Genomic DNA, 25,863 nt, shown 5'->3' with positions numbered 1-25,863 from the left:
GTTTTTCTTTCTCTCTTCTTCATGGACTCCCAACCACCGCTCGATCTCCAGGGTCCCACCGACGGCGACACCACCCTCACCCTTGCCGACTACGCGCAGACCGCCTACCTCGAATACGCCCTCAGCGTGGTCAAGGGCCGCGCGCTGCCCGATGTGTCCGACGGCCAGAAGCCGGTGCAGCGGCGCATCCTGTATTCGATGTCGCGCATGGGGCTGGGCTTCGGGGGCACCAACGGCACCGTGGGCGCCAAGCCGGTCAAAAGCGCGCGCGTGGTCGGCGACGTGCTCGGCCGCTTCCACCCGCACAGCGACCAGGCGGCCTACGACGCGCTGGTGCGCATGGCGCAAGACTTCTCGCAGCGCTATCCGCTGGTCGACGGCCAGGGCAACTTCGGCAGCCGCGACGGCGACGGTGCCGCCGCCATGCGCTACACCGAAGCACGCCTGGCGCGCATCACCAGCCTGCTGCTCGACGAGATCGACGAGGGCACGGTCGACTTCATTCCCAACTACGACGGCAGCACCGAAGAACCGCGCCTGCTGCCCGCGCGGCTGCCGTTCACGCTGCTCAATGGCGCGAGCGGCATCGCGGTGGGCCTGGCCACCGAAATCCCGAGCCACAACCTGCGCGAGATTGCCGACGCCTGCGTGGCGCTGATCAAGTCGAACGGCAAGCTCAGCGAGGAAGAACTCTTCGCCATCGTGCCCGGCCCCGACTACCCCGGTGGCGCGCAGATCATCAGCAACGCGAGCGACATCGCCGATGCCTACCGCACCGGCCGCGGTTCGCTGAAGGTGCGCGCGCGCTGGAAGATCGAGGAACTCGCGCGCGGCCAGTGGCAGCTGGTGGTCAACGAGCTGCCGCCGGGCGTCAGCACGCAGAAGGTGCTCGAGGAAATCGAGGAAATCACCAACCCCAAGGTCAAGGCCGGCAAGAAGGCCCTGAGCGCCGACCAGACCCAGCTGAAGGCCGCGATGCTGTCGGTGCTGGACGTGGTGCGCGACGAGTCCAGCAAGGACGCCGCCGTGCGCCTGGTGTTCGAGCCCAAGACCTCGCGCATCAGCCAGGAAGAGTTCATCACCACGCTGCTCGCGCAGACCTCGCTGGAGACTTCGTCGCCGATCAACCTCACGATGGTCGGCATCGACGGCAAGCCCACGCAGAAGTCGCTGCGCCAGATGCTCAACGAGTGGATCGCGTTCCGCGAAGTCACCGTCGAGAAGCGCTCGCGGCATCGGCTCAACAAGGTGATGGACCGCATCCACATCCTCGAAGGCCGGCAGCTGGTGCTGCTGAACATCGACGAGGTGATCGCCATCATCCGCGCGGCGGAAGACCCGAAGGCGGCGCTCATCGCGCGCTTCAACCTCAGCGAACGCCAGGCCGAAGACATCCTCGAAATCCGGCTGCGCCAGCTCGCGCGGCTCGAAGCCATCAAGATCGAACAGGAACTGTCGGGCCTGCGCGACGAGCAGAAGAAGCTCGAAGACATCCTCGGCAGCCCCGCCGCGCTGCGCCGCCTGCTGGTGAAGGAAATCGAGGCTGACGCCAAGACCTTCGAGGACCCGCGCCGTACGCTCATCCAGGCCGAGAAGCGCGCCGTGGCCGAGGTGAAGGTGGTCGACGAGCCCGTCACCGTCATCGTGTCGCAGAAGGGCTGGGTCCGCGCGCAGAAGGGCTGGGCCAGCGAGAAGGCGGCCGCCGCGAACGGCGGCAACGGCGCTTCGGCCCCCGAATACAGCTTCAAGTCGGGCGACTCGCTGTACGGCGCCTTCGAATGCCGCAGCGTCGACACGCTGCTCGTGTTCGGCAGCGCCAAGGACAAGAGCGTTCGCGTCTACACCGTGCCGGTGGCTTCGCTGCCCGGCGCGCGCGGCGACGGCCAGCCCGTCACCACGCTCATCGAGCTGGATGCCGGCACGCACGTCACGCACTTCTTCGCCGGCCCGGTGGGCGCCAGCGTGCTGCTGGCCAACACCGGCGGCTACGGCTTCATCGCCACCGTCGAGAACATGATGTCGCGCCAGCGCGGCGGCAAGGCCTTCATCGACGTGGGCGAGGGCGAACAGCTCTGCCGTCCGTCCCTGGTCGGCGGCGCGAGCGGCGCCGAGCCGATGCCGGCCGCCACGCACGTGGCCTGCGCCTCGACCGGCGGCCGCATCCTGACCTTCGACATCACCGAGCTCAAGAGCCTGCCCAAGGGCGGCCGCGGCCTGACGCTGATCGACCTCGAGCCCAAGGACACCCTGGCCGGAGCCGCCGCCTACACGCGCAGCGTGAAGATCGAAGGCATCGGCCGCGGCGGCAAGGAGCGCGAAGAGACCCTGGAGATCCGCACCCTCAACAACGCCCGCGGCAGCCGCGCGCGCAAGGGCAAGGCGGCCGACCTCGGCTTCAAGCCGTCGAGCATCGTGCGGGTGCAGTGATGGGCGGCATCGACGTCAGCGTCATCGGCATCTTCATTGCCGTGGTGACCGGCATCGGCAGCTACGTGCTGGGCAAGCGCATGCGCGAGAAGCGGGCCGCCAAGAAGCGCGAGAAGGACCGCATTGCCGCGCAGGCTGGTGAGAGCCGGCAGGTGCGAAGGGCGCGGGAGCGCAAGGAGCGCGGCGAATAGGCGGCTGCCTGGTTTAGGCGGTGGGACGCTCAGCGCAGCCCCTGCCACCACCGCGTATTCGTCCGCGCCTGCCCCACCGTCACCACCTCCCCGATCACCGGCGTCGCCAGCTCGATCTTCTTCGCGGCGGTAAGGTCGGCGATGCGGTCCAGCGGGTTGTGCCAGGTGTGGAATGCGAGGTCGAAGGTGCTGTTGTGCACCGAGAAGAAGACCTTGCCGCGCAGGTCTTCGAAGGCCTGAACGCTTTGTTCCGGCGTCATGTGAACGGCGGGCCACATGGCGTCGTAGGCGCCGTTTTCCATCAGGGCGATGTCGAAGCCGCCGAAGCGGTCGCCGATCTGCTTGAAGCCGGGGAAGTAGCCCGAGTCGCCGCTGTAGAAGATGCGCTGGTCGCCGCTCTGCACCACCCATGAGGCCCAGAGCGTGCGGTCGCGGTCGCCGAGGGTGCGGCCGGAGAAGTGTTGTGCGGGCGTGGCGGTGAGCTTCACGCCGTCGTGCTCGCTGTCTTGCCACCAGTCGAGTTCGGTCACGCGCTCGGCGGGCACGCCCATGACCACCAGCCGCGTGCGCACGCCCAGCGGCACGAAGTAGCGCTTCACGTCTTTCGCGAGGTATTGGATGGTCGCGAGGTCGAGGTGGTCATAGTGGTCGTGCGAAAGAATGACACCCTCGATGGGCGGCAGTTGCTCGAGCGTGATCGGCGGCTTGTGAAAGCGCTTCGGGCCGGCCCATTGCACGGGCGATACGCGCTCGCTGAACACGGGGTCGATGAGCCAGTATTTGCCGCGCAGCTTGAGCAGGTGCGACGAATGGCCGAGGCGCACGACGTGGTTGGTGTTTGTGTCGAGTGCATCTAGTGCGCTGCGTTCGAGGGCCCGGACGGGAATCGCGTCGATGGGCACGCTGTCGACTTTGCTGCCGACGATGAAGCGGGACCAGATGCGCCAGGCGCTGGCCTGTTGGGGCAGGTCGGGGTTGGCCATGTTGTGGAAGCCGCCGTCGCGGAATTGGGGCGAGCTGTCGTAGCGTGTTTCGCCGCTTCCGGCGGCGCCGCATCCCGCGACGAAGGCGCAGCCGGCGGCCGCGAGTGCGGTGCCGCGGCGCAGCAGTTGAGGCAGGTAGGAGCCCTGCGAACCTGAGTCGTCAGCCATGGGAGTGCCTTCTGGATTTGTGTTTGTCGGATGGTGCAAGACTAGTCACTAAGCGCGGTTCAATGGTTTCAGCGGTAGAAACATTTGGGGAGCGGGGGATTGTTCGGGGCGCGTACACAGGCCGCCGGGTACTCCCCTCCGCGAATGTCCCCCGGCCTGCGGCCTCCTCCTTTATTTCGCTGCGGGGAGCACCCGGCGCCCTGTGCACAACGAGCGCTGCTGTTATGCCGTTCGATCAACCAGTGCTCTGAACGCTCACGACGATGGGGTGCCTTGCGCAGCGAAATAAAGGAGGAGGGCGAAGCCCGGGGGACATTCGCGGAGCAAGGTACCCCGCCGGCGTGAGCGCCCCCCGAACAGCGAACAAACCAGTCCTATGCCATGCGCGATATGGCGCCCCAGACCACGCCTCGTCAAACTGGAAAGCTTCATAGACCAAAGACAAGGCGGCAAGGTTCATGAGCAGTAATCGCTATCCCATCATCTACGTGCGCGGCTACGCCATGACCGAGGCCGAGCGCGACGACACCGCCGCCGATCCGTTCTGCGGCTTCAACGTCGGCTCCACCGTCTACCGCGCCACGGTCAAGAAAGAAGCGCCGGCGCAGAAGTTCGTCTTCGAATCGCCCGTGGTGCGGCTGCTGGCCGACTTCCAGTACCAGAGCGTCTACCAGAACGGCCTCGACATCATCGACCCCGACTGGAAACCCTCGCCCGACGAGAACGGCAACGACGTCGACGGCATTCCCGCCGCCTCCTTCATCATCTACCGCTACTACGACGCGGGCTCCGAGCTGCTCGGCGACGGCCAGGCGCGCGATGTCAAGATCTATGCGCAAGGCCTGAGCCAGCTGATCCTGCGTGTGCGCGACCTCGTGGCACTGCGCGAAGGGCCGGGCTACTCGAAGGACGACTTCCGCTGCTACCTCGTCGCGCATTCGATGGGTGGGCTGGTGGTGCGCGCCTTCCTGCAGAACCCCGCGCTCGGCGACGCGGCCGCGCGTGCCTGCGTCGACAAGGTGTTCACCTACGCCACGCCGCACAACGGCATCGACATGGGCGGCATCAACGTGCCGGCCTGGCTCTCGGTGGCCGAGATGAACACATTCAACCGCGAGAAGATGTCCGACTTCATGGCCACCGCGCCGGTCAACGGGCGCATGGACTACCTGCCGGCCTCGTCCTTTCCGGCCGAGCGCTTCTTCTGCATGGTCGGCACCAACCGCGGCGACTACGAGACCGCCAAGGGCTTGTCGCGCATGTTCGCGGGCCACGGCAGCGACGGGCTGGTGCGCATCGAGAACGCCTCGCTCTGGTCGCTCGACGATGCCGGCAACACCCAGCCGGTGGCCACCGCCTTTGCCTACCGCTCGCACTCCGGCTTCTTCGGCATCGTCAACTCCGAGGAGGCCTACCAGAACCTCACGCGCTTCCTGTTCGGCGACGTGCGCGTGGACATCTGGTTCGACATCGACGGCGTGACCCTGCCGCCGGACCTGCCCGCCGGTGCCGACGTCGATGCGCTCTACCAGGTCGAGCTGCTGGCCGCGCCGCGCGGCAAGCGCTGGTACCTGAGCCGGCGCGTGGCGGAAGAAGACTCGCCGGCCTGCCGCACGCACAAGGAGCTGACCGACCCCGCCACCGCCGCCCGCCGCGCGGTCTATCTGTCGACCGTGTTCCTCGCCAACAGGGCCCGCGTGAAGCAGGACCGCCCGACGCTCGCCTATGCCATGACGCTGGGCGTGCGCGTGCCCGACTACCAGGTCAACAACAAGTTCTGGCTCGACGGCCATTACGAGGGCAGCTCGCTGTTCCGCGACACGCTGGTGATCGAGCTCGCACCGCCCGCCGCGGACGACCCCGCGCAGAACTGGAACGTCAAGTACGGCTGGCAGACCGACACGGCGGGGCAAGCTTCGCTGCCGATGAACCCCACGCAGCTGGCCAGCGGCAAGCTGCGCTTCACCGTGCCGCTTTCCAGCCTCGGCGCTGCGCCGGCGGCGCCCGGCATCACCGGGAAAGTACGGCTCGAAGTGAGCGCCTGGAACTGAGGCGCGCCGCTACGATGGCTGCATGAAAACAGCCGTCCTCGTCATCGATGTGCAGCGCGGTCTCTGCGACGACCCGCCGCGTCCCCATGAAGCCGCCCAGGTGGTGCAGCGCATCAATGCGCTCACGGCCCGGGCGCGCGCGGCCGGCGTGCCGGTGGCGTTCATCCAGCATGAGAACGCGGTCGACCTCGTGTTCGACTCCGAGCGCTGGCAGCTCGTCGGCGCGCTGGACACCGACTCGCGCGACGCCAAGCTGCGCAAGACCACGCCCGATTCGTTCCTGCGCACGCCGCTCGATGCATGGCTGTCGGAACACGCAGTGAAGCGCGTGGTCGTCTGCGGCTACTCGTCGGAGTTCTGCGTCGACACCACCGTGCGCCGCGCCGCCGCGCTGGGCTACGAGGTGGTGCTCGCGGCCGATGCGCACACCTCGCACGACAAGCCGCACGCCACCGGCGCGCAGATCCGCGCGCACCACAACGCCACGCTCTCGGACATCACGAGCTTCGGCGTGCCGATCCGCGCGGTGGCCAGCGCCGACATCGCATTCGGCGGCTGATCCGTTCCCTCGGAAGCGCCTCCCCGGTAGGACAAAACGACCACCTAGGGGAATCCCTAATCGGGTCTGAAACCGGTTTCATATAAGCTGCAAGCATTGCTTTCGAGGCTCGCACGCGCTCGCCCACCATGAACTACCAGTTTCAATTCGACGCCGTCTTTGCCGCCTGGCCGCTGCTGCTCAAGGGCACGTGGATCACGGTCCAGCTCTCGCTCATTGCCACGGTGCTGGGCCTGGTGGTGGCCATCTTCTGCGCCTGGGGCAAGACTTCGGGGCCGGGCTGGCTGCGCTTCGTCATCAACGCCTACATCGAGGTGATCCGCAACACGCCGTTCCTCGTGCAGCTGTTCTTTTTCTTCTTCGCGCTGCCGGCGATCGGGCTGCGCTGGTCGCCGCAGACGGCCGCGCTGGTGGCCATGGTGGTGAACCTGGGCGCCTATGCCACGGAAATCATCCGCGCGGGCATCGAGTCGATTCCCAAGGGGCAGATCGAGGCGGGCAGGGCGCTGAACCTCAAGCCCTGGGAAATCTTCCGCTTCGTCATCATCAAGCCGGCGCTCAAGGCCATCTATCCGGCGCTCACCAGCCAGTTCATCCTGCTGATGCTGAGCTCGGCGGTGGTGTCGGTCATCTCGGCCGACGACCTGACCTCGGTGGCCGCCAACCTGCAGTCGCAGACCTTCCGCAGCTTCGAGATCTACATCGTGGTCGCCGCCATCTACCTGGCGCTGGCGCTTGCCTTCTCCGCAATGTTCAAGCTGATCTACAAGCGCACGCTCAACTACCCGGACCGCCGGTAAGCCCAGACGACGGACGGAGCCCAACACCATGCGTACCTTCGGTTTTCCCGAATTCCTTTTCATCCTCGAAGCGGCCAAGTGGACGCTCGCGCTGTCGGCCATCGCCTTTGTTGGCGGCGCGATCCTGGGGCTGGCCATCGCGCTGATGCGCACGTCGGAATCGACGTGGGCGCGCGGCATCTCGACCACCTTCATCCAGATCTTCCAGGGCACGCCGCTGCTGCTGCAGCTGTTCCTGGTGTTCTTCGGCGCGCCGGTGCTGGGGCTGGACATCAACCCGTGGGTGGCCGCGGGCGTGGCGCTCATCCTCAACAGCGCGGCCTTCCTCGGCGAAATCTGGCGTGGCTGCATCGAGGCCATTCCGCGCGGCCAGTGGGAAGCGGCCGAGGCGCTGAGCCTCAAGTACAGTTCCCGCATGCGCGACGTGGTGCTGCCGCAGGCGCTGAAGATCGCGCTGGCGCCCACGGTGGGCTACGTGGTGCAGATCATCAAGGGCACCTCGCTCGCGGCCATCATCGGCTTCGTCGAAGTGACGCGCGCCGGGCAGATCGTCAACAACGCCACGTTCCAGCCGCTCATCGTGTTCTCGGTGGTGGCCGCCATCTACTTCGTGATCTGCTGGCCGCTGTCGCTGCTGGCCGCGCGCATGGAGCGCAAGCGCGCCCGCGCGCTGGCCCGCTGATTTCCTTTTTTTCTCGCTTTTTCTTTCTCGTCGTTCCTTTCTTTATTCAGGAGACATATTCCATGACCCGTACCACCACCCGCCGCGCGGCGATCGCAGCCCTCGGCCTCGGCGCCGCCCTGACCGTGTTCGCTCCCTTCGCTTCCGCGCAGAGCGTGGCCGACATCAAGAAGAAGGGCGAGATCACCATCGGCATGCTGGTCGACTTTCCGCCCTACGGCACCACCGACGCCAAGAACCAGCCCGACGGCTACGACGCCGACGTGGCCAAGCTGCTGGCCAAGGACTGGGGCGTGAAGGCCAACATCGTGCCGGTCACGGGCCCGAACCGCATTCCCTTCCTGCTGACCAACAAGGTCGACCTGCTGGTGGCTTCGCTGGCCATCACGCCCGAGCGCGCGAAGCAGGTGCAGTTCTCGCAGCCCTACGCGGCCGCCACCATCGTGCTGTACGGCGCGAGCAAGACGCCGATCAAGGCCGCCGCCGACCTGAAGGGCCTGCGCGTGGGCGTGGCCCGTGCGTCCACGCAAGACGTGGCCGTGACCAAGGCCGCCCCGGAAGGCACCGAGATCCGCCGCTTCGACGACGACGCATCGGCCATGCAGGCGCTGATCTCCGGCCAGGTCGACGCCATCGGCTGCTCGGTGACCGTGGCCGCGCAGATCGCCAAGCGCGTGCCCGCCAACACCTTCGAGAACAAGTTCACGCTGGTGCAGCAGTCGATGGGCATCGCGATGCGCCCCGGCCAGGAAGAGCTGCACAAGGCGGTGAACGAGTTCGTGCAGAAGAACACCGCCAACGGCGAGCTGAACAAGCTGTATCAAAAGTGGCTGCAGGCCGATATGCCGAAAATGAACTGAGACCCGAGCTGAAGGAAATCCTGGCATGACGACGGAATCGATCATCCGCATGGAAGCGGTCAACAAGTGGTACGGTGAATTCCAGGTGTTGACCGGCATCGACCTGTCGGTGCGCCAGGGCGAGCGCATCGTGATCTGCGGGCCCTCGGGCTCGGGCAAGTCGACGCTGATCCGCTGCATCAACCGGCTGGAGACGGTGCAGAAGGGCCGCATCGTGGTCGATGGCATCGACCTCACGGCCGGTGGCAAGAACATCGACGCGGTGCGCGCCGAGGTCGGCATGGTGTTCCAGCAGTTCAACCTGTTCCCGCACCTCACCATCCTGGAGAACTGCACGCTCGCACCGATGCGCTCGCGCGGCATGACCAAGGCGCAGGCCGAGGAAATTGCCATGAAGTACCTCACGCGGGTGCGCATTCCCGAGCAGGCCGGCAAGTACCCGAGCCAGCTCTCCGGCGGCCAGCAGCAGCGCGTGGCCATCGCGCGCGCGCTGTGCATGACGCCCAAGATCATGCTGTTCGACGAACCCACGTCCGCGCTCGACCCGGAGATGGTCAAGGAGGTGCTCGACACCATGATCGGCCTGGCCGAAGACGGCATGACCATGCTGTGCGTGACCCACGAAATGGGCTTCGCCCGCAGCGTGGCCGACCGCGTGATCTTCATGGCCGAAGGCAGGATCATCGAGCAGGCGCCGCCCGAAGAGTTCTTCGGCAACCCGAAGGATGAGCGCACGCGCCAGTTCCTCGGCCAGATCCTGAGTTCGCACCAAGGCCACTGATGTCCTTCGAGGTCCTGATTTCTCTGTCGTCCTTCGGCGCGGCCGAGGTGGGCCGGCACGGCCAGCTCTGGTGCTCGCAACTGGCATTGGCCGCCGGTGCCGATTCGGTGGAGGTGCGCGGCGAGATGCTGCGCGACGCCGACGCGGAACTGCCCGCGCTGAACGGGCTGGCATCCGTTTACTCCAGCCCCGAGGGCCTGTGGGCCCAGGGCGGCTGGCTCGACAGCGCCGCGCTCAAGCGCGGCATCGCGGCCGCCACGCGCGTGGGCGCCAAGCGGCTGAAGATGTCGATCGGCGACTTCCAGGCTTCGTCGCACGGCTCGCTCTGGGGCCTGAAGGTGGAGCTCGCGGAAACGCGCATCGAACTCGTCATCGAGAACGATCAGACCGTGCGCGCCGGCACGCTGGCCGCGCTGCAGACCTTCTTCGACGTGGCCGACCGCGCCGGCGTTTCGCTCGGCATGACCTTCGACATGGGCAACTGGCACTGGGTCGGCGAATGCCCACTGCAGGCCGCGCAGGCACTCGGCCACCGCGTGCGCTACGTGCATTGCAAGGGCGCGCAGCGCATGCCGCACAAGTGGGTGGCGGTGCCGCTGGGCGATTCCGTGGCGCCATGGCGTGCCGTGCTGCGCGCGCTGCCGGCCGACGTGCCGCATGCCATCGAATACCCGCTCGTGGGCGACGACCTGCCGGCCGTCACCCGCGCGCAGATCGACTTCATCCGCGCCGCGCGCGCACAGAGCTAGAACAACAGACATGACAGAACCCACCGCCTTCGACGTCGCTCTCTTCGGCGAAGCCATGCTGCTGCTGGTGGCCGACCGGCCGGGGCCGCTGGAGGACGCCCAGTCGTTCCACAAGCGCACCGCCGGTGCCGAGACCAACGTGGCCATCGGCCTCTCGCGCCTGGGCCTGAAGGTGGGCTGGGCCAGCCGGCTGGGCACCGACTCGATGGGCCGTGCGCTGCTGGCCGCGATGCGCGCCGAAGGCATCGATTGTTCGCACGTGATCACCGACGCCACGCAGCGCACCGGCTTCCAGTTCAAGGGCCGCGTCACCGACGGCAGCGACCCGCCGATCGAATACCACCGCAAGGGCTCGGCCGCGAGCCACATGGGCCCGGCCGACGTCGACGAAGCCTGGCTGCGATCAGCGCGCCACCTGCACGCCACCGGTGTGTTCGCCGCCATCTCCGACACCAGCCTGCAGGCCGCGCTGAAGAGCATGGACGTGATGCGCGCCGCCGGCCGCACCATCTCGTTCGACACCAACCTGCGCCCCACGCTGTGGTCGTCCACCGACACCATGCGCCACTGGGTCAACGAACTGGCCTCGCGCGCCGACTGGGTGCTGCCCGGCATCGAAGAAGGCCTGCTGCTCACGGGCCACGACAAGCCCGAGGACGTTGCCAGGTTCTACCGCGAGCGCGGCGCGAAGCTGGTGGTGGTGAAGCTCGGCGCGGCGGGCGCCTACTACGACAGCGACGTGGCCGGCACCGGCCGCGTCGACGGCTTCCCGGTGAAGGAAGTTATCGACACCGTGGGCGCGGGCGACGGCTTCGCGGCCGGCGTGGTGAGCGCACTGCTCGAAGGCCGCAGCGTGCCTGACGCGGTGCGCCGCGGCGCCTGGATCGGCGCGCGCGCCGTGCAGGTGCTGGGCGACACCGAAGGCCTGCCGACGCGGGCGCAACTCGAAGAAGCGGGGCTCTGAACGCCATGACGCAGCAAAAGAACATCCTCGTCTTCCGGCCGCTGCCTGAAGACCAGCTCGCGCGCCTGCGGGCCGCGCACCATGTCACCGTGGCAGATCCGCGCAAGGAGCCCGAAGCCTTTGCCGCCGCGCTGCGCACCGCGAACGGGCTGATCGGCTCCAGCCACCCGGTCGATGCCGCGCTGCTCGACGCGGCGCCGCAGCTGCAGGTGATTTCGAGCGTGTCGGTCGGCGTCGACAACTACCCGCTGGCCGAACTGCACAAGCGCGGCATCGTGCTGTGCCACACGCCCGACGTGCTGACCGAGACCGTGGCCGACACGGTGTTCGCGATTCTCATGGCCACGCAGCGCCGCGTGGTCGAACTGTCGAACCTGGTGCGCGAAGGCCGCTGGACCAAGAACATCGGCGAAGAACTCTTCGGCACCGACGTGCACGGCAAGACGCTGGGCATCCTCGGCTTCGGCCGCATCGGGCAGGCCGTGGCGCGCCGCGCCGCACTGGGCTTCGGCATGCCGGTGCTGTACCACGCACGCCGCCCTGTCGACCTGGCCGCGCAGGCGCCCGAGTTGCAAGGCCGCGCCACGCACACGCCGCTGGACGACCTGCTCGCGCGCGCCGACATCGTGCTCGCGATGCTGCCGCTGACCGATGCCACGCGCGGCATGATCGACGCCGCCTTCTTCGCGCGCATGAAGCCGGGCGCCGCCTTCATCAACGGCGGCCGCGGCGCCACGGTGAACGAAGACGCGCTGCTGAACGCACTCGACCACGGCACGCTGCGCGCCGCCGGCCTCGACGTGTTCGCGAAAGAGCCGCTGCCGGCCGATTCGCCGCTGCGCACGCATCCGCGCGTGACGCCGCTGCCGCACATCGGCTCGGCCACGCACGAGACGCGCCACGCCATGGCCGAGCTGGCGACGACCAATCTGCTGCAGGTGCTGGCCGGCGAGAAGCCGACGGCGCCGTACGACACGGCGAGCGCATGACCGGTGCCAGGCTTTTCTCCCTTCCCCGCTGGGGGAGGGCAGGAGCAAGACCATGAAGCCCACCGGCCGCGCCACCATCGCCGACGTCGCCGAGGCGGCCGGTGTCTCCAAGGCCACCGTCTCGCGCTTCCTCAACCACCGCGAGCGGCTGCTGAGCCCCGACATCGCCGCGCGCGTCGAAGTGGCCATCGCCAAGCTGGCCTATTCGCCGAGCCCGATGGCGCAGGCGCTGAGCCATGGCCGCTCGCGGCTCATCGGCCTGATCGTGGCCGACATCACCAATCCGTATTCCGTTGCGGTGCTGCGCGGCGCCGAGAAGGCCTGCCAGGACGCCGGCTACCTGGTGATGCTGTTCAACCTCGGCAACGAGAGCGAACGCGAGCGCGAAGCCATCGATGCGCTCGCGGGCTACCAGGTCGACGGCTTCATCCTCAACACGCTGGGGCGCGGCAGCAACGTGGTCGACGCGGTCACGCTGCACGGCAAGCCCGCCGTGCTGGTGGACCGCCGCCACACCGGCATGCACACCGACTTCGTCTCTCTCGACAACCATGCCGCGATGACGGCCACCTGCGGCCATCTGGTCGAGGGCGGGTATCGCGAGCTGCTGTACGTCACCGAGCCGCAGAAGGGCGTGAGTTCGCGGCGCGAGCGGACGGCCGCATTCGGCGCATGCGTGGCGGCGCACGAGCCGCGCGTGGCGGGCGAGATTTTCGAATGCGTCGAGGGCGAGAGCGACGCGCTCGACGAGGCCCTGCGCGCCTTGCGCCAGCGCGCCAGGCGCGGCCGCCGCGCGGCGGTGGTCGCGGGCAATGCGGTGGTCACGCTGCGCGTGGCGCAGGCGATGGCACGGCTGGGGTGGCAGTTCGGCAGCGACCTGGGCTTCGTCGGCTTCGACGATCCCGAATGGGCCTCGCTCATCGGTCCCGGCCTGAGCACTGTGGCCCAGCCCACCGACGCCATCGGCCGCACGGCGGCTACCTGCCTCATCGAGCGGCTGCGGGGGCTGGAGGAGCCGCCTCGTCAGTTGTTGTTGCCTGGGGAGTTGGTGGTGCGCGGGTCTTCTCACGCTTAGCTGCGTGGTTGTGTTTGTTCTGGGCGCGCTCACGCCGACGGGGTACCTTGCTCCGCGAATGTCCTCCGGCCTGCGGCCTCCCCCTTTATTTCGCTGCGCAAGGCACCCCATCGGCGTGAGCGTTCAGAGCACTGGTTGATCGGCAGGCACCAGAGCCGCGTCCATCGTGCACAGGGCGCCGGGTGCTCCCCGCAGCGAAATAAAGGAGGAGGGCGAAGCCCGGGGGACATTCGCGGAGGGGAGTACCCGGTGGCCTGTGCACGCACCCCCGAACAACGCACAAGCATCAAGCAACAAGAGACCGAGCATCCTGCACAGCACGGTCAAAAGTGATCGGCCCCCGCATCCAGTCAGCCGCACGCTCGGCAATCATGATCGTCGGCGCGTTCGTGTTCCCGCCTATCAGCGTCGGCATCACCGAGGCGTCGACCACGCGCAGGTTCGCGATGCCGTGCACGCGCAGCTTCGCGTCGACCACGGCCATGGCGTCGGTGCCCATCTTGCAGGTGCCCACCGGGTGATAGATGGTGTCGGCGCGCGCGCGGATGTGCCGCTCCAGCTCTTCGTCGGTCTGCACGTTCGCGGTGTAGAGCTCGCTGTGCCGGTAGGGCGCGAGGGCAGGGGCGCGCAGTATTTCGCGCATCTTCTTCACGCCCTGCAGCAGCAGCGCCACGTCCTGCGCGTCGGACAGGAAGCGCGGGTCGATGCGAGGTGCGGATGCCGGGTCGGCGTCGTGCAACCGCACGTCGCCACGCCCGTTGGGCCGCAGCACGCATGCGTGGCACGAGAAGCCGAAACCTCCATGCAGCTTGCGCGCATGGTCGTCCACCAGGCTGATCACGAAATGCAGTTGCAGGTCGGGCCGGCGCAACTCGGGCGATGACTTGATGAAAGCGCCGCCCTCGGCAAAGGGCGTCGAGATCAGGCCCTTGCCCGTGCGCCGCCACTGCGGAATGGCCTTCACGAAATTGAAGAGCCCCGCGGGCCCCAGTCCGGGCAGGCCCTTGGCCTTCGTGCGATAGGACAGGATGAAATCGACATGGTCCTGCAGATTGCGGCCCACGCCCGGCAGCGCATGCCGCACCGCGATGCCGTGGCGCTGCAGTTCCTGCGGGTCGCCGATGCCCGAGAGCATCAGCAGCTGCGGCGAGTTGAACGCGCCGCCGCACAGCACCACCTCGCGCCGCGCCGAGAGCGTGTCGATGTTGCCGCCCCGGCGCACTTCGACGCCGGTGGCGCGCCGGCCGTCGAGCAGCACGCGCTGCGCCTGCGTGCCGGTCAGTACCGTGAGGTTGGGCCGCGTGCTCATCACCGGATGCAGGTAGGCCGCAGCGGCCGAGCAGCGCTCGCCGTTCCTGTCGCCGCCATGGAACTGCGTGACCTGGTAGAGCCCGGCGCCTTCCTGCACGCTGCCGTTGAAGTCGTCGTTGCGTGGAATGCCGCACTCCATGGCGGCGCGCACGAAAGCCTCCGTGATCTCGCGCGGCGACTGCTGGTCCGCCACCTGCAGCGGGCCGTGCGCGCCGTGCATGGCGCTCTCGCCGCGCTGGTTGCCCTCCGCATGCTTGAACCACGGCAGCACGTCGTCGAACGACCAGCCCGCGCAGCCGGCGCGCTCCCAGTCGTCGTAGTCGCCGGGATGGCCGCGCACGTAGAGCATGGCGTTGATGGCGCTCGAGCCGCCGAGGCAGCGCCCGCGCGGCTGGTAGCCGCGGCGTCCGTTCAGGCCCGGCTGCGGCACGGTCTGGTAGGCGTAGTTGTTGATGCGCGGGCGCCCCGACAGCATGGCCGCCGCGCCGGCCGGTGCCCGCACCAGCACGCCGCGGCCGTCGCCGCCGGCCTCGATCAGGCAGACCTGTACGGCGGGGTCTTCGCTGAGCCGCGCGGCCAGCGTGGCGCCGCCGGACCCGCCGCCCACGATCACGTAGTCGAATTCCATGGCGTGTCTCTTCCTTTTGTTATTTGCCGCCTGCGCTCGCTCTGTGGAGCGGACGAATGCGACTGTAGGAATGAACGCGGGGGCGGGGCTTGGCGTTTTCCCTCAGTGCGGCAGGCCCAGGCCAACGGTCTGCAGATAGGCCTCCAGTGCCTCGATGCGGGCCGAGGCCACGATGGCGCCGACATAGCCGTCGGGGCGCACCAGCACCCAATCGCCGGGCATGGGTTCGTAGGCTTCGCGGAAGTGGCCGCCGTCGTCGTGCAACTCGCCCCCGTCGCCGAAGGTATGAATGTGCAGGCCCGACCGTGGCGCGATGCCGCGGCGATCGGTCTCCCAGCCCAGCAGGGTCCAGTGCGCACCCTTGAACAACTGGAACAGGCGCGTCGGTTGTCCGGCGGCGCCGCGCACCGGCGCATCGGGCGCGCGATCGCCCGCGCACAGACGGCTGCCGGCGCGTTCCGGCTGCTCCATCGCGAGCGACGACCCGGGGTAGCCCAGGTCGAGCTGATGCACCTCGCGTCCGCGCCGCATGTCGCCGCGCTTCGCATCGACGAGCAGCTTCGTGGAGAGCCCGAGCACTTCCGCCGCAACCGGGCGACGCTCTTCCTCGTAGCTGTCGAGCAAGGTCTTGGGAGCGCCAGCTGCAACGGCCGCCAGTTTCCAGCCGAGGTTGCAGGCGTCCTGCACGCTGGTGTTCAGTCCCTGGCCGCCCGTTGGCGGATGGACGTGCGCGGCGTCGCCGACCAGCAGCACGTTGCCTGCCCGGTAGCGGTCGGCCAGGCGAGCGTTCATCTGAAAGGCCGAGGCCCACGAGACCGAGTGGATCCGGATGTCGTTGCGGCCGGTGCGCGCGGCAACCATGGCAGAGAGGCCCTGCGCAGAAAGATCGATGTCGCCTTCCAGCGGTATCGGCGCCTGCAGCTGGAACAGCTGCGTTCCGGCGAGTGGGCAGAGGGACATCTGCGCATCCATCGAGCCCTCGTTGAAACGGTGCCAGGCTTCGCGCTCCAGGCCGGACAGCACGACATCGGCCACCACCGCGCGCACGCCCAGCGTCTTGCCAGGAAAGCCGATGTCCAGCGCATGCCGCACGAAGCTGCGGCCACCGTCGGCGCCGACGAGAAAGCGCACGCGAAGCGTCTCTTCGCCTGCCGCACTGGCCAGCCGCGCGGTCACGCCGCTTTCGTTCTGCTCGAACGCCACAAGCTCGCAGCCGAATGCCGGTCGGTGTCCGAGCTCGGCCAGCCGCTCGCGCAGCACGCCTTCGGTGAGGAACTGCGGCACCATCAAAGGAATGCCGTAGGGCTCCGCTGGCGTCGGTGGCGTGTGCGTCATCACCGGCGAATCGACATGGCTACCGTCGGGGTGGTATTCCCGCGAGGGCGGATACAGGCCGCCGGCTGCGACGACCCGGTCGAGGATGCCCATGTCCTCGAAGACTTCCTGCGTTCGCGGCTGGATTCCCTTGCCGCGCGAGCCCTGGAAAGGCGCGTCCATCTTCTCGATGAGTCGGAAGGAAACACCCCGCCGCGCGAGGTCGATGGCGAGCGTGAGGCCGGCTGCGCCGGCGCCGCAAATGAGCACGTCCGTGGAAAAGTCCTGGGTCATGGCAAGCTCCGATGTGTGTAATATGCACCTATTAGGAGCGGATGCTATGCCAAAGAAAATAAATGTGCAAGATGCACATATCTCCGCGCAGCTGCGCGCGTTGCACGGTGCGTTGCTCACCGTGGTGAGCGTCATGAACCGTCCGCAGCGAGACGAGGCGATGGTGCGCGAAGCGGGCATTTCTCTCGACCGCGCGTTGTTCCCGCTGCTGGTGGGCATCGAACGGGTCGGGCCCATCGGCGTGGTCGAACTCGCCGACCGTGCCGGGCGCGACCACACGACGGTCAGCCGGCAGGTCGCGAAGCTGGAGAGCCTGGGTCTGGTCGAGCGCCAGGGCGGCGCGCACGACCGGCGCGTGCGCGAGGCGGTCGTGACGCCTAAAGGCAAGGCGATGACCGATGCCGTCGATGCGGCGCGCGAACGGCTTGCGCGCGGCATCTTCGACAAGTGGGAGCCACAGGATTTCGAGGACCTGGTGCGGCTGCTGCAGAAGTTCGCGGCGGACATCGAAGGCGCACCCGCGGGCGGGAAGTGACCGCGCGCAGGGATGAGCCGGAGCTGCTATCGGCTTGCGGCCAGAATCGGCGGATGCCCTCCACGATTCTGCTGATCGACGACCACGCCATGTTCCGCGAGGGCCTGCGCCTCGCGCTGCGGGAGGCGCAGCCGTCGATGACCATCGAAACCGCCAGCACCGGCAGCGAAGCGTTGCAGGCGTTGTCTGCGCTGCCCGTGCTCGATGCCGTCATGACCGACTACTACCTGCCCGACCTTGGCGGTGCCGCGCTGGTGCAGCAACTGCACCGGCGCAGGGGCGGGCTGCGCATCCTGGTGCTGTCGGCCTCCGAAGATCCGCATGACGTGGAGACCGCGCTCGAGGCCGGCGCGCAAGGCTTCGTCCACAAGTCCGCCGACAGCCGGCAGTTGCTGGATGCGCTGCGCCGTGTGGTCGGCGGTGAGGACAACGTGGTGCATGTGTCGCCACAGGGCGCTTCGCCGCTGCCGGTGCTGTCGATGCCGACCGACAGCCTGAGCCAATTGACCGCGCGGCAGACCGAGGTGCTGCACCTGCTGTGCGAGGGCCTGCGCAATGCGCAGATCGCAGAGCGGCTGGAGACCTCCGAGAAGACCGTCAAGGCCCACATCTCCGCAATCTTTGCGGCGCTCGGCGTGTCCAACCGCACGCAGGCCACGATCGTGGCGCGCCGCGCCGGCATGCTGGGCAAGCCTCGCTAGGCAGCGCGGCGCCCCTTTCCGCCGGCCGCCTTTACCCGCGGTTCACCCGGCAGACAACTTGTGCCGCTTCGCACGTGGCTCAATTTGGCCTCATGCATTCGGACGCAACGGTATTCACGGAGATGCGCTTCTGGGGCCTGGTGCTCTGCTCGCTGGTGCTGCCCACCGCCATCTTCATCATGCTCTTCGTGAGGCGCGAGTTCTCGAAGGTCACCGTGCTGGGCTTCGGCCTTCTGCTGATCATGCTGGCGGGCGTGGACATCTTCCTGCTGCGCGCTCTGGCCACCATGGCCCGGGCCACGCCGTCGCTGGCCGACGACCTGGTGTTCTCGTCGGCGCTGTCGATCGCGCTCTATATCTTCCCGGCCGCCTTCGGCACCTTCGGCCTCAACATGGTCTCGCATGTGCTCATGCACTACCTGAAGCAGAAGGAACTGCGCTTCGAGCGGCACCAAGTGCCGCAGCGCCAGCGACAGACCGGCGCGCCTTCGCGGACGCGCGCACTGGCCGTGCGGCGGATACGGCCACAGGCCGATGCTGAGGAAGATGCCCGACCCGATGAATCCCCAGGCCGTGCGCCTCGCTCGCGCTGGCTCCACGCCAGCCCGGGCGTTCGCCGGCGGCGCGGCGCCGTGGCGCGCCCGCCAAGTGCATCGAGATCTTCGTGAGCAGGAACAGCATCAACCCGGCTCTGCCTCTCGAGGCCGAGCGTTCCCGTCGGCCGCGAGCAGCAGCCTGTCGACCCACTCGCGCAGCGCATCCACTTCCACCGGCTTGTGCAGGATCGGAATGGAACGCGCGGCCGCCTCGATGAGGCGCGCAGGATCGGTGTCGCCGCTCACCAGCAATGCGGGAATCGCAGAGTCGTTGTATTCCTCGTGCAAGCGGTCGATGGCCTCGATCCCGGTCTCGTGATCGCGCAGGCGATAGTCGCTCACGATCAGCCCGGGCTTGCCGGGTACCTCGGCTATCTGCTCGACAAGTTCGTCCGGCCCGGCGGCCGCGATCACGCGATGCCCCCAGCTTTCGAGCAGCAGCCTCAGCCCTTCGCGGTTCTGCGCGTCGTCGTCGATCACCAGGATCAGTTGCCCTGTGGCCGGCTTCGCGTGCGCTTGCGTGGCGGCAACGGGTGCGCGCGCTTGCGTCGCGGCTGTCACGCCGCCCTCGGCACCAGTGATGTCCGGCGCCGATGCCTGTTGCTGCGCATCGACGCTCAGCATGAAGACCGTGCCGCGGCCCTCGGCCGAGTGCAGCGACAGCGAGTGCCCCAGCAGCGCGGCGGTGCGCCGCACGATGGCGAGGCCCAGGCCCAGCCCCTTGCCGCGGTCGCGCTCGGGATTTCGCAACTGATGGAACTCCCAGAAGATGCGTTCATGCTCGTGCTGCGGAATGCCCGGGCCGGTGTCCCAGACCTCGATGCGCACCGCGTCCCCGCCGCGCCTGCGGCAGCCGATCAGCACGCGCCCGTGTGGTGTGTGCGCTATGGCGTTGCTCACCAGGTTGCGCAGGATGCGCTCCAGCAGCATCGGGTCCGAGCGCACGAAGGCGGCGCAGGGCCGCACTTTCAGCACCAGTCCCTTCTGCCGGGCCTGCGGCGTGTATTCGGTACGGATCTGGTCGAGCAACCGGTCGAGCGCAAAACCCCGGATGCGCGGATGGATCACGCCCGCATCCAGCCGCGAGATATTGAGCAGGGCATCGAACAGATGCCCCATCGCGGCACTGGCCTTGGTGATGTTGTCCAGCAGGTAGCGGCCATGCGGCGACAGCCGCTCGTTTGCCAGCAGGCCGAGGAAAAGGCTCATCGCGTGAACCGGCTGCCGCAGGTCGTGGCTCGCCGCCGCGAGAAAGCGCGACTTCTCCAGGTCGCTGCGTTCGGCGGCTTCCTTTTCAAGGCGCACTTGCTGCAGCAGCGCCAGGTTCTCATAGCCCAGCCGCAGCGCGTTCAAATGCGTGCGGTTCATGCGATGGATGAAGGCAACAGTAGCCACCAGGTAGGCCGCGCCGCTTGAAACCAGCGCCAGGTTCACCGCCGAAGGCTGGGCCGCGAGCGCGATGAAGGTCGGCGCAAAAGTCGGCACGACGAACGCATACACGGCGGGCAGCACCATGTAGTTCGAATAAGTGGCGCCGGTGCCCAGGCCGAGCAGTATCACGAGAAAAAAGAGTTGGTACTCCAGTGGGACGAAGAAGGTCCAGTAGGCGAACGGCAACCCCCACAGGATCCCCGAGGCGATGTTGCCGAACACCATCTGCCGCAGCCATCGCTCGCCCGCCCCAGGGCGGCTGCGTGTCCGCGCGTAGTACAGCATCGCGCCGAACCGGAAGGCCGCGACAAGCAGCGTCGCCGAGATCCATGCGGCCACCTGCGTGCGCGGCACGACCGCCAGCATCACGTACGCCACCACGCAGGCCGAGATGACAGAGCCGGCCAGCGCGAACGGGAAGCTGCGCAGGAGGACGGAGAGTTGGACTTCGAAGATGCGTTCGGATTCGGACGGGGAGGAGGGGGCTGTCATGCGCGGTCGGCGTGGAGATCGGACTTCGAATCCAAGAGACTATCTCCGCAGTTGAAAACTACGGAGCTCGAACAATCGGGGGAAGAAGAGTGCAAAAAGCGCGTTCAATCTTTCTGGGGTCGGTGCTTGCCTTCAATATGGAAGGATAAACTTTTATCTTTCGTTGACCCGTGGTGAAGCTCATCATGCGCAATGAATTTTCTTCATCATAGAAAAACAGGCCATCCAGCCCGTCGCGAACATTGGCATCCGGGTCTCTGAAAGACCTCAATATAAGGCTTAATTCCTTGAATGATGAGTTGTCTCTTTCGATGAAAACCCTTCTTGTCAATTCTGCTGGAATCTTCAATTGGCGGCTGTTCAGATACAGGAGAGAGTCGTTGTTTTCCCATTCTATGTTGCAGGTCGAATCGATTCGATTGCTGTTGGCGAAACTATCAATTATTTTTGAAACGGCTTTTCCATTCGCGGTTGTTTCAAGGTTGATCCATGCTGCGAAGTGATCGCTTCTGCTCCCCGCGAAAGAATTCACGGGGAAGAACAAAATGATCGAGATGAGCCATGCTGCCGTAGCGCAGTGGCTGGATTTGGATTTTGAATTCATGCCTTTAATTGGTTTTGGTTTTATGAACTTTGCCCTTCTCGCGGGGAGGTATGCCAATCAATTTATTCAAATCGTCAACATCTAGCTGATCCAGCCCGGGCTCCGCCAGATCTCTCTGAGCTTGTCTGAAGTAGGAAACCGGTACGAAGTACCGTAAAAACTTGGAATGCTTGATTGTCTTTTTAATTTTTCTCCCATCCTTTCCATAGGTTTCTAGAGTTTGTAGCAGCGACATGTTGAATGGGGAAAACTTGATCTTGTCGTCCTGATTCCCTCCGAGCAGGATGAGGTTTCCCGGCCCCTCCTTGCCATACGCGAAGCCTACGTGGTATCCGTGCCCGCCTCTGTATGTAGCAACCGCAATGGCTCCGTATATTGGCTTATCCAATTCCGCGAACAAGGGGTTCCTTATTTTTTCTTTTTCGTCCATTTCGTAGAAGCCGTGAGCACGGCCTAGAGTGGCTCGGCGGTCTCGAAAGCCGGTGTTAGTTACCGGATAGCCGGATTTCGACAGGCACCAGTTGGCAAAGGCGGCGCACCACGCCATGTTCGAGAGAGATCTGGATCCATCTCCGATTTCAACGTGGTAGTCGATCTCCTTTTCAATCACTTCCTCTCGCTGTCCATATCTGAGCTTGGCTTCTGCAATCGCTATGGCCATCCATGGTGCCCGGCCCGGTATTGGATGGATCAATGCCAAAATCTTTCCGACTCCTTCTTTGGAGCGTACCGAATCCGAAACACCCTGGCCGAGCAATGGTGCTGGCGGCGGGGAATTTAATGCTCTGGAATTTTTCGCCGAGAGGGCCGGGGCTGTAGACAACGATTTTTTGGTAGCCGAGGGCGCTGTTGCTGATGGACTTTTCTTGCTGATCCCGCTGATCAACAATACTTCACCCGGGTAAATTCTGTCGTTGTCTAAATTGTTGTTGGCTTTGATGGCGGCAGTACTGGTGCGGTAGAGCTTCGCAATCTTGGAAAGATTGTCTCCGGGCTGGACCACGTACCGGATCGATTTTTCATTTGCCATCGTCGAGCTATTGATCTTTTCCGATCCCGCAACGCCCTTCCATTTCCTGAACTTCGCCAGCAGGTTGAAATCCTTGCCCGTCTCGCCGCCGACAGATCCAATCTGCACCGGCTCCTTGGCTTTGGGACCGATCACCTTGACGGCCACGGTCGATCTGTCCGCCGGATGAATCACCGGAGGAAACCGCCCGGTGGCATCCGACTTCAACCTCTCCTCGCCGTTTTCCCTCTGCAGAATGATTTCCGCATCAGGCAGGGGCTGGCTGCCATCCGTCGCGTTGATCCTGCTCACGGCCACCCATGTCTCCTTGCGGGTTTCCGGCCGTGCGTGAAAGCCTTCGATCGTCGCGATGCTGTCGACGATCTTTTCAATCTCGGCGCCGGTGCATTCGTTGATCTTCCTGATGGCCGGGATGCCGCTCGTCCTGAGCAGGTCGTCGATGTATTTCCCGGTGTTGTTCTCGTGCTTGGGTGCGTAGGCGGGAATGGCCTCCGGAATGGTCCGTTCGCCGTGCATGCGCTTCAGGTTCGCCTTCAGCTCGGCTCGACCCGCGTCTTCGTCGGGGAATATCAGGAATGTCCTGCCCGATCGGGTGGTGGCGAACCCGACGTAGCCCCGCGCTTTTTTCGGAGCAGGCAGGCCGTTCACCATCCGGGCTGTCAGGTCCCCGGGGTTGTTGATGCGCCATGGCAGCGTTCCGCCCGAGCGCAGCAGGTGCCGGCCGTCTTCGCAGATGAACTCGGCGACTTCGATGTTGGGGTGGTAGGTGGCGGATATCAGCTTGGGCATGGTCGTTGACTTTTCAGCCCGGTCCGTTCAGGTAAGCCTGCACGGAGGACTCGGAGAGAAAGTGGTCGGGCCCCGTGCTCCCCCCAGGCTGTGCGTACTTCCAGCCTTCGAGATCCGGCGGGTCGTCGTCCAGACCGTCGCTCTCCTCGGGCCCGGCTGCGTCGGAGTCGGCGTCACGCGTGCTGGTCGTCGGAACCTCGCTCCAGTCCCAGGCCTCCTCGCCCACGATCAGCACGGCCTCGTCGGGCGTGTCGAATTCGATCCGGGGCAGCCGGCCGTCCTCGGGGATGACGCCTTCGGCCCTGGTCTGCTGCTTCTCGTCGACGATCCGGTAGGGCAGGCCGGTCATGGCCATGTGCCCGAACACTTCGTCGCTGCCCAGCGGCGCGAAGCGCACGCTGTACTTGTCGTCGTGGCTCACGCCTTCCATGCGCTGGAGCTTGGCCATGTCCATCGGGCCGGCGTAGCTGTGGGTGCGCGCATGCTCACGCCAGAGGCCTTGGGTGCCATGCACGATGCCGGCGCGGTTCCACTTGGTGAAGCTGCCGCCGCCGCTGACCACGATCTCTTCCCGGGCGGTGATGCTGATCCGGTCGGCCTCCTGCTTGATGTCGAGCCTGGCCAGCAGGTTGATGCTGTTCTGCAGGGCGACGATGTCGATGCCGGCGGTGGCGGCAGTCAGGCGGATGGCCTTGTAGGCGAAGAGTCGCGCGGCTTCCCTGACGCTGACCAGGAAGCTCCTGCCCGCGCTGATGCTGGTGTGGCCGCCGCTGCTCAGTGCGTTGTGCGTGATGCTGGCGATGTGGGTGGCGCCGGCCGCGGTGCTCTGGATGCCGGCCGCGCTGGCGAGCACGAGGTGCGGCTCGCGGAGCTCGGGAAACGTGCCGTGTTCCGAGCCGCCCTTGATGGCGTCGTTTTGTTCCTTGAGAGCTTGCGTGACCGCGTCCTGGTCGCCCGCTTCGTGCGCCTTGGCCTCCTGCGCGGTCCGGCTCTGGCGTTCGTGCAGGTCGCGCGCCGCCGTCAGGCGGGCGACGGTCTCCCCGAGGTCGGTGATATGCGCTTGCGCATCGGGGCGCGCCTCGGTGGTGAGCAGCAGTCCTTTGGCGGCGCGAACCGACGCATGGCCGTCCGTGCGCAGTTCCGCGCCTTCGCCCCGGTCGTCCGCGCGGCCTTCCGTGCCGTCGATGCGCCCGATATGGCCAAGGCTCAGGCTGCTGCAGAGGTGATCGCTCTTGAGTTGCGCCTGGATCTTGCCGGGGTGGTCGTCCAGTGCCAGGTGGTTGCCGCGCGCGCCGCCTGCACGGCCGGAGCCGTCGTCGGCACGCAGTTCGCGGCTGCGGATGCCTGACAGGTTCGCTTGGTCGGGCAGGCGCCATGCAGGCATGTTCGTGGCGTTGAACACGCGCCCGGTGACGATGGGGCAGTCGGGGTCGCCGTTCAGGAAATCGACGACGACCTCATGCCCGACGCGGGGCAACGCCGCCGTGCCGAAGGTGTCGCCCGCCCAGGACATGGACACGCGCACCCAGCAGCTGGAGTTCTCGTTGCGCGCGCCAAGGCGATCCCAGTGGAACTGCACCTTGACGCGGCCATGGCGATCGGTCCACGTCTCTTCGTTCTTCGGGCCGACCACGATGGCCGTTTGCGGCCCGCGCGTGCGAGGCCTCGGCGTGACGCGCCGGGGCCGCCATGCGTGGTCGGCAGGTTGCGCTTCGAAGGCAAAGCGTTGGACGGAACCTTCGCCGGCACCGGCACCTTCGCTGGCCTGGATGTTTTCCTGCAGTTCGTATTCGACGCTGGTCAGCAGGTACTTGCGGTTCTGGTCGTCCCTCGGGTGATTGGCGAGTTCGAAGACATGGCCCGGCGCCAGTTCGCGCCTGTTCGAGCGCCCGCTTGCAACGCAGCGTTCGCTCAGCTGCTCTTCGGTGCGAATGCGCGTGTGGATCTCGCCGTCGTCGTGCTGCGTGTAGCCGCCGGGCCATTCGTAGCATTCGAAGTCGTCGTGCGTGTGCCCGGCTGGCGCCTGTCGCTGGCTCGAGAGATCGGCCGCGGGCTTGAGAAAGTCGTAGTCGTCGGTGAAGTGAAGGCCGGAGCGCACTTCTTCACCGGGCTTCCATTCGAAGATGCGCTCGCCCGGGTTGGCGCGGTTGCCGCCGGTCATGCCCGCCTTCTCCGATGGATGGAAGCGCACCGTCTCGCCGCCCGGCAGCGGGTCGTGCGAGGCTGCGATGTCGTCGGCGAGCACCAGAACGTGGCGCTGCGCCTCGTGCCTGAAGTAGTAGCAGATGCCTTCCAGTTCGCACAGGCGAGAGACATACGAGAAATCGCTCTCGTGGTACTGAACGCAGTAGTCCCGCACCCGGTATTCGCGGCTGAGCCTTTGCTCCACCGGATATTCATAGCGGCCGAGCACTTCGGCGAGGATGTGGGGAACCGTCTTGCCCTGGAAGATGCGGAAGTCGCTTCGAAGCGTTGCGAGCCACAGCCACGGGCGCAGCCTCATGCGGTAGAAGCTCTGGCGGGCGTCCACTTCGGTCAGCCCGAAGAACGCGGTGATGCCGCCCAGGTAGCGCGCGCCGCCGCTCTCGGTCTGCACTGCCACGGTGGCGGGCTTTCCGAGCAGCATCTTCGCGTCGATGCCGTTGCTGTTGCCGAGCAGGTCGACTTCGAAGTCGTAGAGCCGGCTCAATGCCTCGCGCCCCGCCAGCCGGTGAAACTGAAGCGCCTCTCCCAACGGCGTTTGAATGGTGACCCGGCGCGTCATGGCAAAGCCGGGCTATCGAAGATGGACATGGTGGTTCCTCCCTGATATCGCGGCCGCTTCAGTCGTAATCGGCCATTGGTTTTTGCGGAGTATGA

The 25,863-nt window shown here is 66.4% G+C and carries 22 protein-coding genes; 15 read left to right on the top strand and 7 right to left on the bottom strand.

Annotated elements, in window-relative coordinates; all coding sequences use genetic code 11:
* Positions 1 to 21 precede the first annotated feature (21 nt).
* Positions 22 to 2,427, top strand: a complete 2,406-nt coding sequence (gene parC, locus WIX39_RS21905; protein ID WP_409195835.1) for a DNA topoisomerase IV subunit A — start codon at positions 22 to 24, stop codon at positions 2,425 to 2,427.
* Entirely contained in the window at positions 2,427 to 2,618 is a 192-nt protein-coding gene (locus WIX39_RS21900) for a hypothetical protein (protein ID WP_081267203.1), read from the top strand. The genes parC and WIX39_RS21900 overlap by 1 nt, the downstream gene beginning before the upstream one ends.
* A gap of 29 nt (positions 2,619 to 2,647) precedes the next feature.
* On the opposite strand, the gene WIX39_RS21895 is transcribed toward WIX39_RS21900, so the two are convergent.
* Entirely contained in the window at positions 2,648 to 3,769 is a 1,122-nt protein-coding gene (locus WIX39_RS21895; protein WP_409195834.1) for an MBL fold metallo-hydrolase, read from the bottom strand.
* 458 nt (positions 3,770 to 4,227) lie between these two features.
* On the opposite strand from WIX39_RS21895, the gene WIX39_RS21890 reads away from it, so the two are divergent.
* The 10 genes from WIX39_RS21890 to WIX39_RS21845 all read left to right on the top strand — a co-directional run bounded on the left by WIX39_RS21890 (position 4,228) and on the right by WIX39_RS21845 (position 13,279).
* Positions 4,228 to 5,820: an esterase/lipase family protein gene (locus WIX39_RS21890; protein ID WP_409195833.1), complete on the top strand. Its 1,593-nt coding sequence runs from the start codon at positions 4,228 to 4,230 to the stop codon at positions 5,818 to 5,820.
* A 22-nt stretch (positions 5,821 to 5,842) separates the two neighbouring features.
* Positions 5,843 to 6,379, top strand: a complete 537-nt coding sequence (locus WIX39_RS21885) for a cysteine hydrolase family protein (protein ID WP_106933939.1) — start codon at positions 5,843 to 5,845, stop codon at positions 6,377 to 6,379.
* A gap of 128 nt (positions 6,380 to 6,507) precedes the next feature.
* On the top strand, positions 6,508 to 7,179 hold the full coding sequence (locus tag WIX39_RS21880; protein WP_081267197.1) for an amino acid ABC transporter permease: 672 nt from the start codon (positions 6,508 to 6,510) through the stop codon (positions 7,177 to 7,179).
* A gap of 28 nt (positions 7,180 to 7,207) precedes the next feature.
* Complete coding sequence (locus WIX39_RS21875) at positions 7,208 to 7,861, top strand: amino acid ABC transporter permease (RefSeq protein WP_081267196.1); 654 nt, start codon at positions 7,208 to 7,210, stop codon at positions 7,859 to 7,861.
* 62 nt (positions 7,862 to 7,923) lie between these two features.
* A complete protein-coding gene (locus WIX39_RS21870; protein ID WP_106933940.1) occupies positions 7,924 to 8,721 on the top strand; it encodes a transporter substrate-binding domain-containing protein in 798 nt (265 codons plus the stop codon).
* A 25-nt stretch (positions 8,722 to 8,746) separates the two neighbouring features.
* Positions 8,747 to 9,502 carry an amino acid ABC transporter ATP-binding protein gene (locus WIX39_RS21865; protein ID WP_409195832.1) on the top strand — a complete coding sequence of 252 codons (756 nt, stop codon included), beginning with the start codon at positions 8,747 to 8,749 and terminating at the stop codon, positions 9,500 to 9,502.
* On the top strand, positions 9,502 to 10,251 hold the full coding sequence (locus WIX39_RS21860; RefSeq protein ID WP_106933942.1) for a sugar phosphate isomerase/epimerase family protein: 750 nt from the start codon (positions 9,502 to 9,504) through the stop codon (positions 10,249 to 10,251). The genes WIX39_RS21865 and WIX39_RS21860 overlap by 1 nt, the downstream gene beginning before the upstream one ends.
* Before the next feature lie 10 nt (positions 10,252 to 10,261).
* On the top strand, positions 10,262 to 11,215 hold the full coding sequence (locus tag WIX39_RS21855) for a sugar kinase (RefSeq protein WP_081267192.1): 954 nt from the start codon (positions 10,262 to 10,264) through the stop codon (positions 11,213 to 11,215).
* 5 nt (positions 11,216 to 11,220) lie between these two features.
* A complete protein-coding gene (locus WIX39_RS21850; RefSeq protein WP_409195831.1) occupies positions 11,221 to 12,204 on the top strand; it encodes a 2-hydroxyacid dehydrogenase in 984 nt (327 codons plus the stop codon).
* A gap of 52 nt (positions 12,205 to 12,256) precedes the next feature.
* On the top strand, positions 12,257 to 13,279 hold the full coding sequence (locus WIX39_RS21845) for a LacI family DNA-binding transcriptional regulator (protein ID WP_409195830.1): 1,023 nt from the start codon (positions 12,257 to 12,259) through the stop codon (positions 13,277 to 13,279).
* 286 nt (positions 13,280 to 13,565) lie between these two features.
* On the opposite strand, the gene WIX39_RS21840 is transcribed toward WIX39_RS21845, so the two are convergent.
* Positions 13,566 to 15,218 (bottom strand): GMC family oxidoreductase, encoded by a 1,653-nt coding sequence (locus tag WIX39_RS21840; protein WP_106933945.1) that lies wholly within the window; start codon positions 15,216 to 15,218, stop codon positions 13,566 to 13,568.
* A 102-nt stretch (positions 15,219 to 15,320) separates the two neighbouring features.
* Entirely contained in the window at positions 15,321 to 16,826 is a 1,506-nt protein-coding gene (locus WIX39_RS21835) for an FAD-dependent oxidoreductase (protein ID WP_409195829.1), read from the bottom strand.
* A gap of 46 nt (positions 16,827 to 16,872) precedes the next feature.
* Here WIX39_RS21835 and WIX39_RS21830 point away from each other — a divergent pair, with 46 nt between their 5' ends.
* The 3 genes from WIX39_RS21830 to WIX39_RS21820 all read left to right on the top strand — a co-directional run bounded on the left by WIX39_RS21830 (position 16,873) and on the right by WIX39_RS21820 (position 18,730).
* Positions 16,873 to 17,361, top strand: coding sequence for a MarR family winged helix-turn-helix transcriptional regulator (locus tag WIX39_RS21830; RefSeq protein WP_106933947.1), 489 nt, complete (start codon positions 16,873 to 16,875; stop codon positions 17,359 to 17,361).
* Positions 17,362 to 17,414: 53 nt separating this feature from the next.
* Positions 17,415 to 18,062 carry a response regulator transcription factor gene (locus tag WIX39_RS21825; protein WP_409195828.1) on the top strand — a complete coding sequence of 216 codons (648 nt, stop codon included), beginning with the start codon at positions 17,415 to 17,417 and terminating at the stop codon, positions 18,060 to 18,062.
* Positions 18,063 to 18,154: 92 nt separating this feature from the next.
* A complete protein-coding gene (locus WIX39_RS21820; protein WP_409195827.1) occupies positions 18,155 to 18,730 on the top strand; it encodes a hypothetical protein in 576 nt (191 codons plus the stop codon).
* A 12-nt stretch (positions 18,731 to 18,742) separates the two neighbouring features.
* On the opposite strand, the gene WIX39_RS21815 is transcribed toward WIX39_RS21820, so the two are convergent.
* Genes WIX39_RS21815 through WIX39_RS21800 form a run of 4 tightly spaced genes read right to left on the bottom strand, consistent with a single transcriptional unit; the run spans position 18,743 to position 25,768 of the window.
* A complete protein-coding gene (locus WIX39_RS21815) occupies positions 18,743 to 20,581 on the bottom strand; it encodes an ATP-binding response regulator (RefSeq protein ID WP_409195826.1) in 1,839 nt (612 codons plus the stop codon).
* A gap of 58 nt (positions 20,582 to 20,639) precedes the next feature.
* Entirely contained in the window at positions 20,640 to 21,185 is a 546-nt protein-coding gene (locus WIX39_RS21810; protein ID WP_409195825.1) for a hypothetical protein, read from the bottom strand.
* Between the two features lie 4 nt (positions 21,186 to 21,189).
* The gene (locus WIX39_RS21805) at positions 21,190 to 23,004 is read right to left on the bottom strand and encodes a LysM peptidoglycan-binding domain-containing protein (protein ID WP_409195824.1); all 1,815 of its coding nucleotides are present in this window, start codon (positions 23,002 to 23,004) and stop codon (positions 21,190 to 21,192) included.
* Positions 23,005 to 23,017: 13 nt separating this feature from the next.
* Positions 23,018 to 25,768, bottom strand: a complete 2,751-nt coding sequence (locus tag WIX39_RS21800; RefSeq protein WP_409195823.1) for a type VI secretion system Vgr family protein — start codon at positions 25,766 to 25,768, stop codon at positions 23,018 to 23,020.
* Positions 25,769 to 25,863 lie beyond the last annotated feature (95 nt).

The organism is Variovorax sp. AB1(2024), from assembly GCF_037482385.2.
Lineage (GTDB): Bacteria > Pseudomonadota > Gammaproteobacteria > Burkholderiales > Burkholderiaceae_C > Variovorax.
This window is presented reverse-complemented; position numbering and strand designations above follow the sequence as displayed.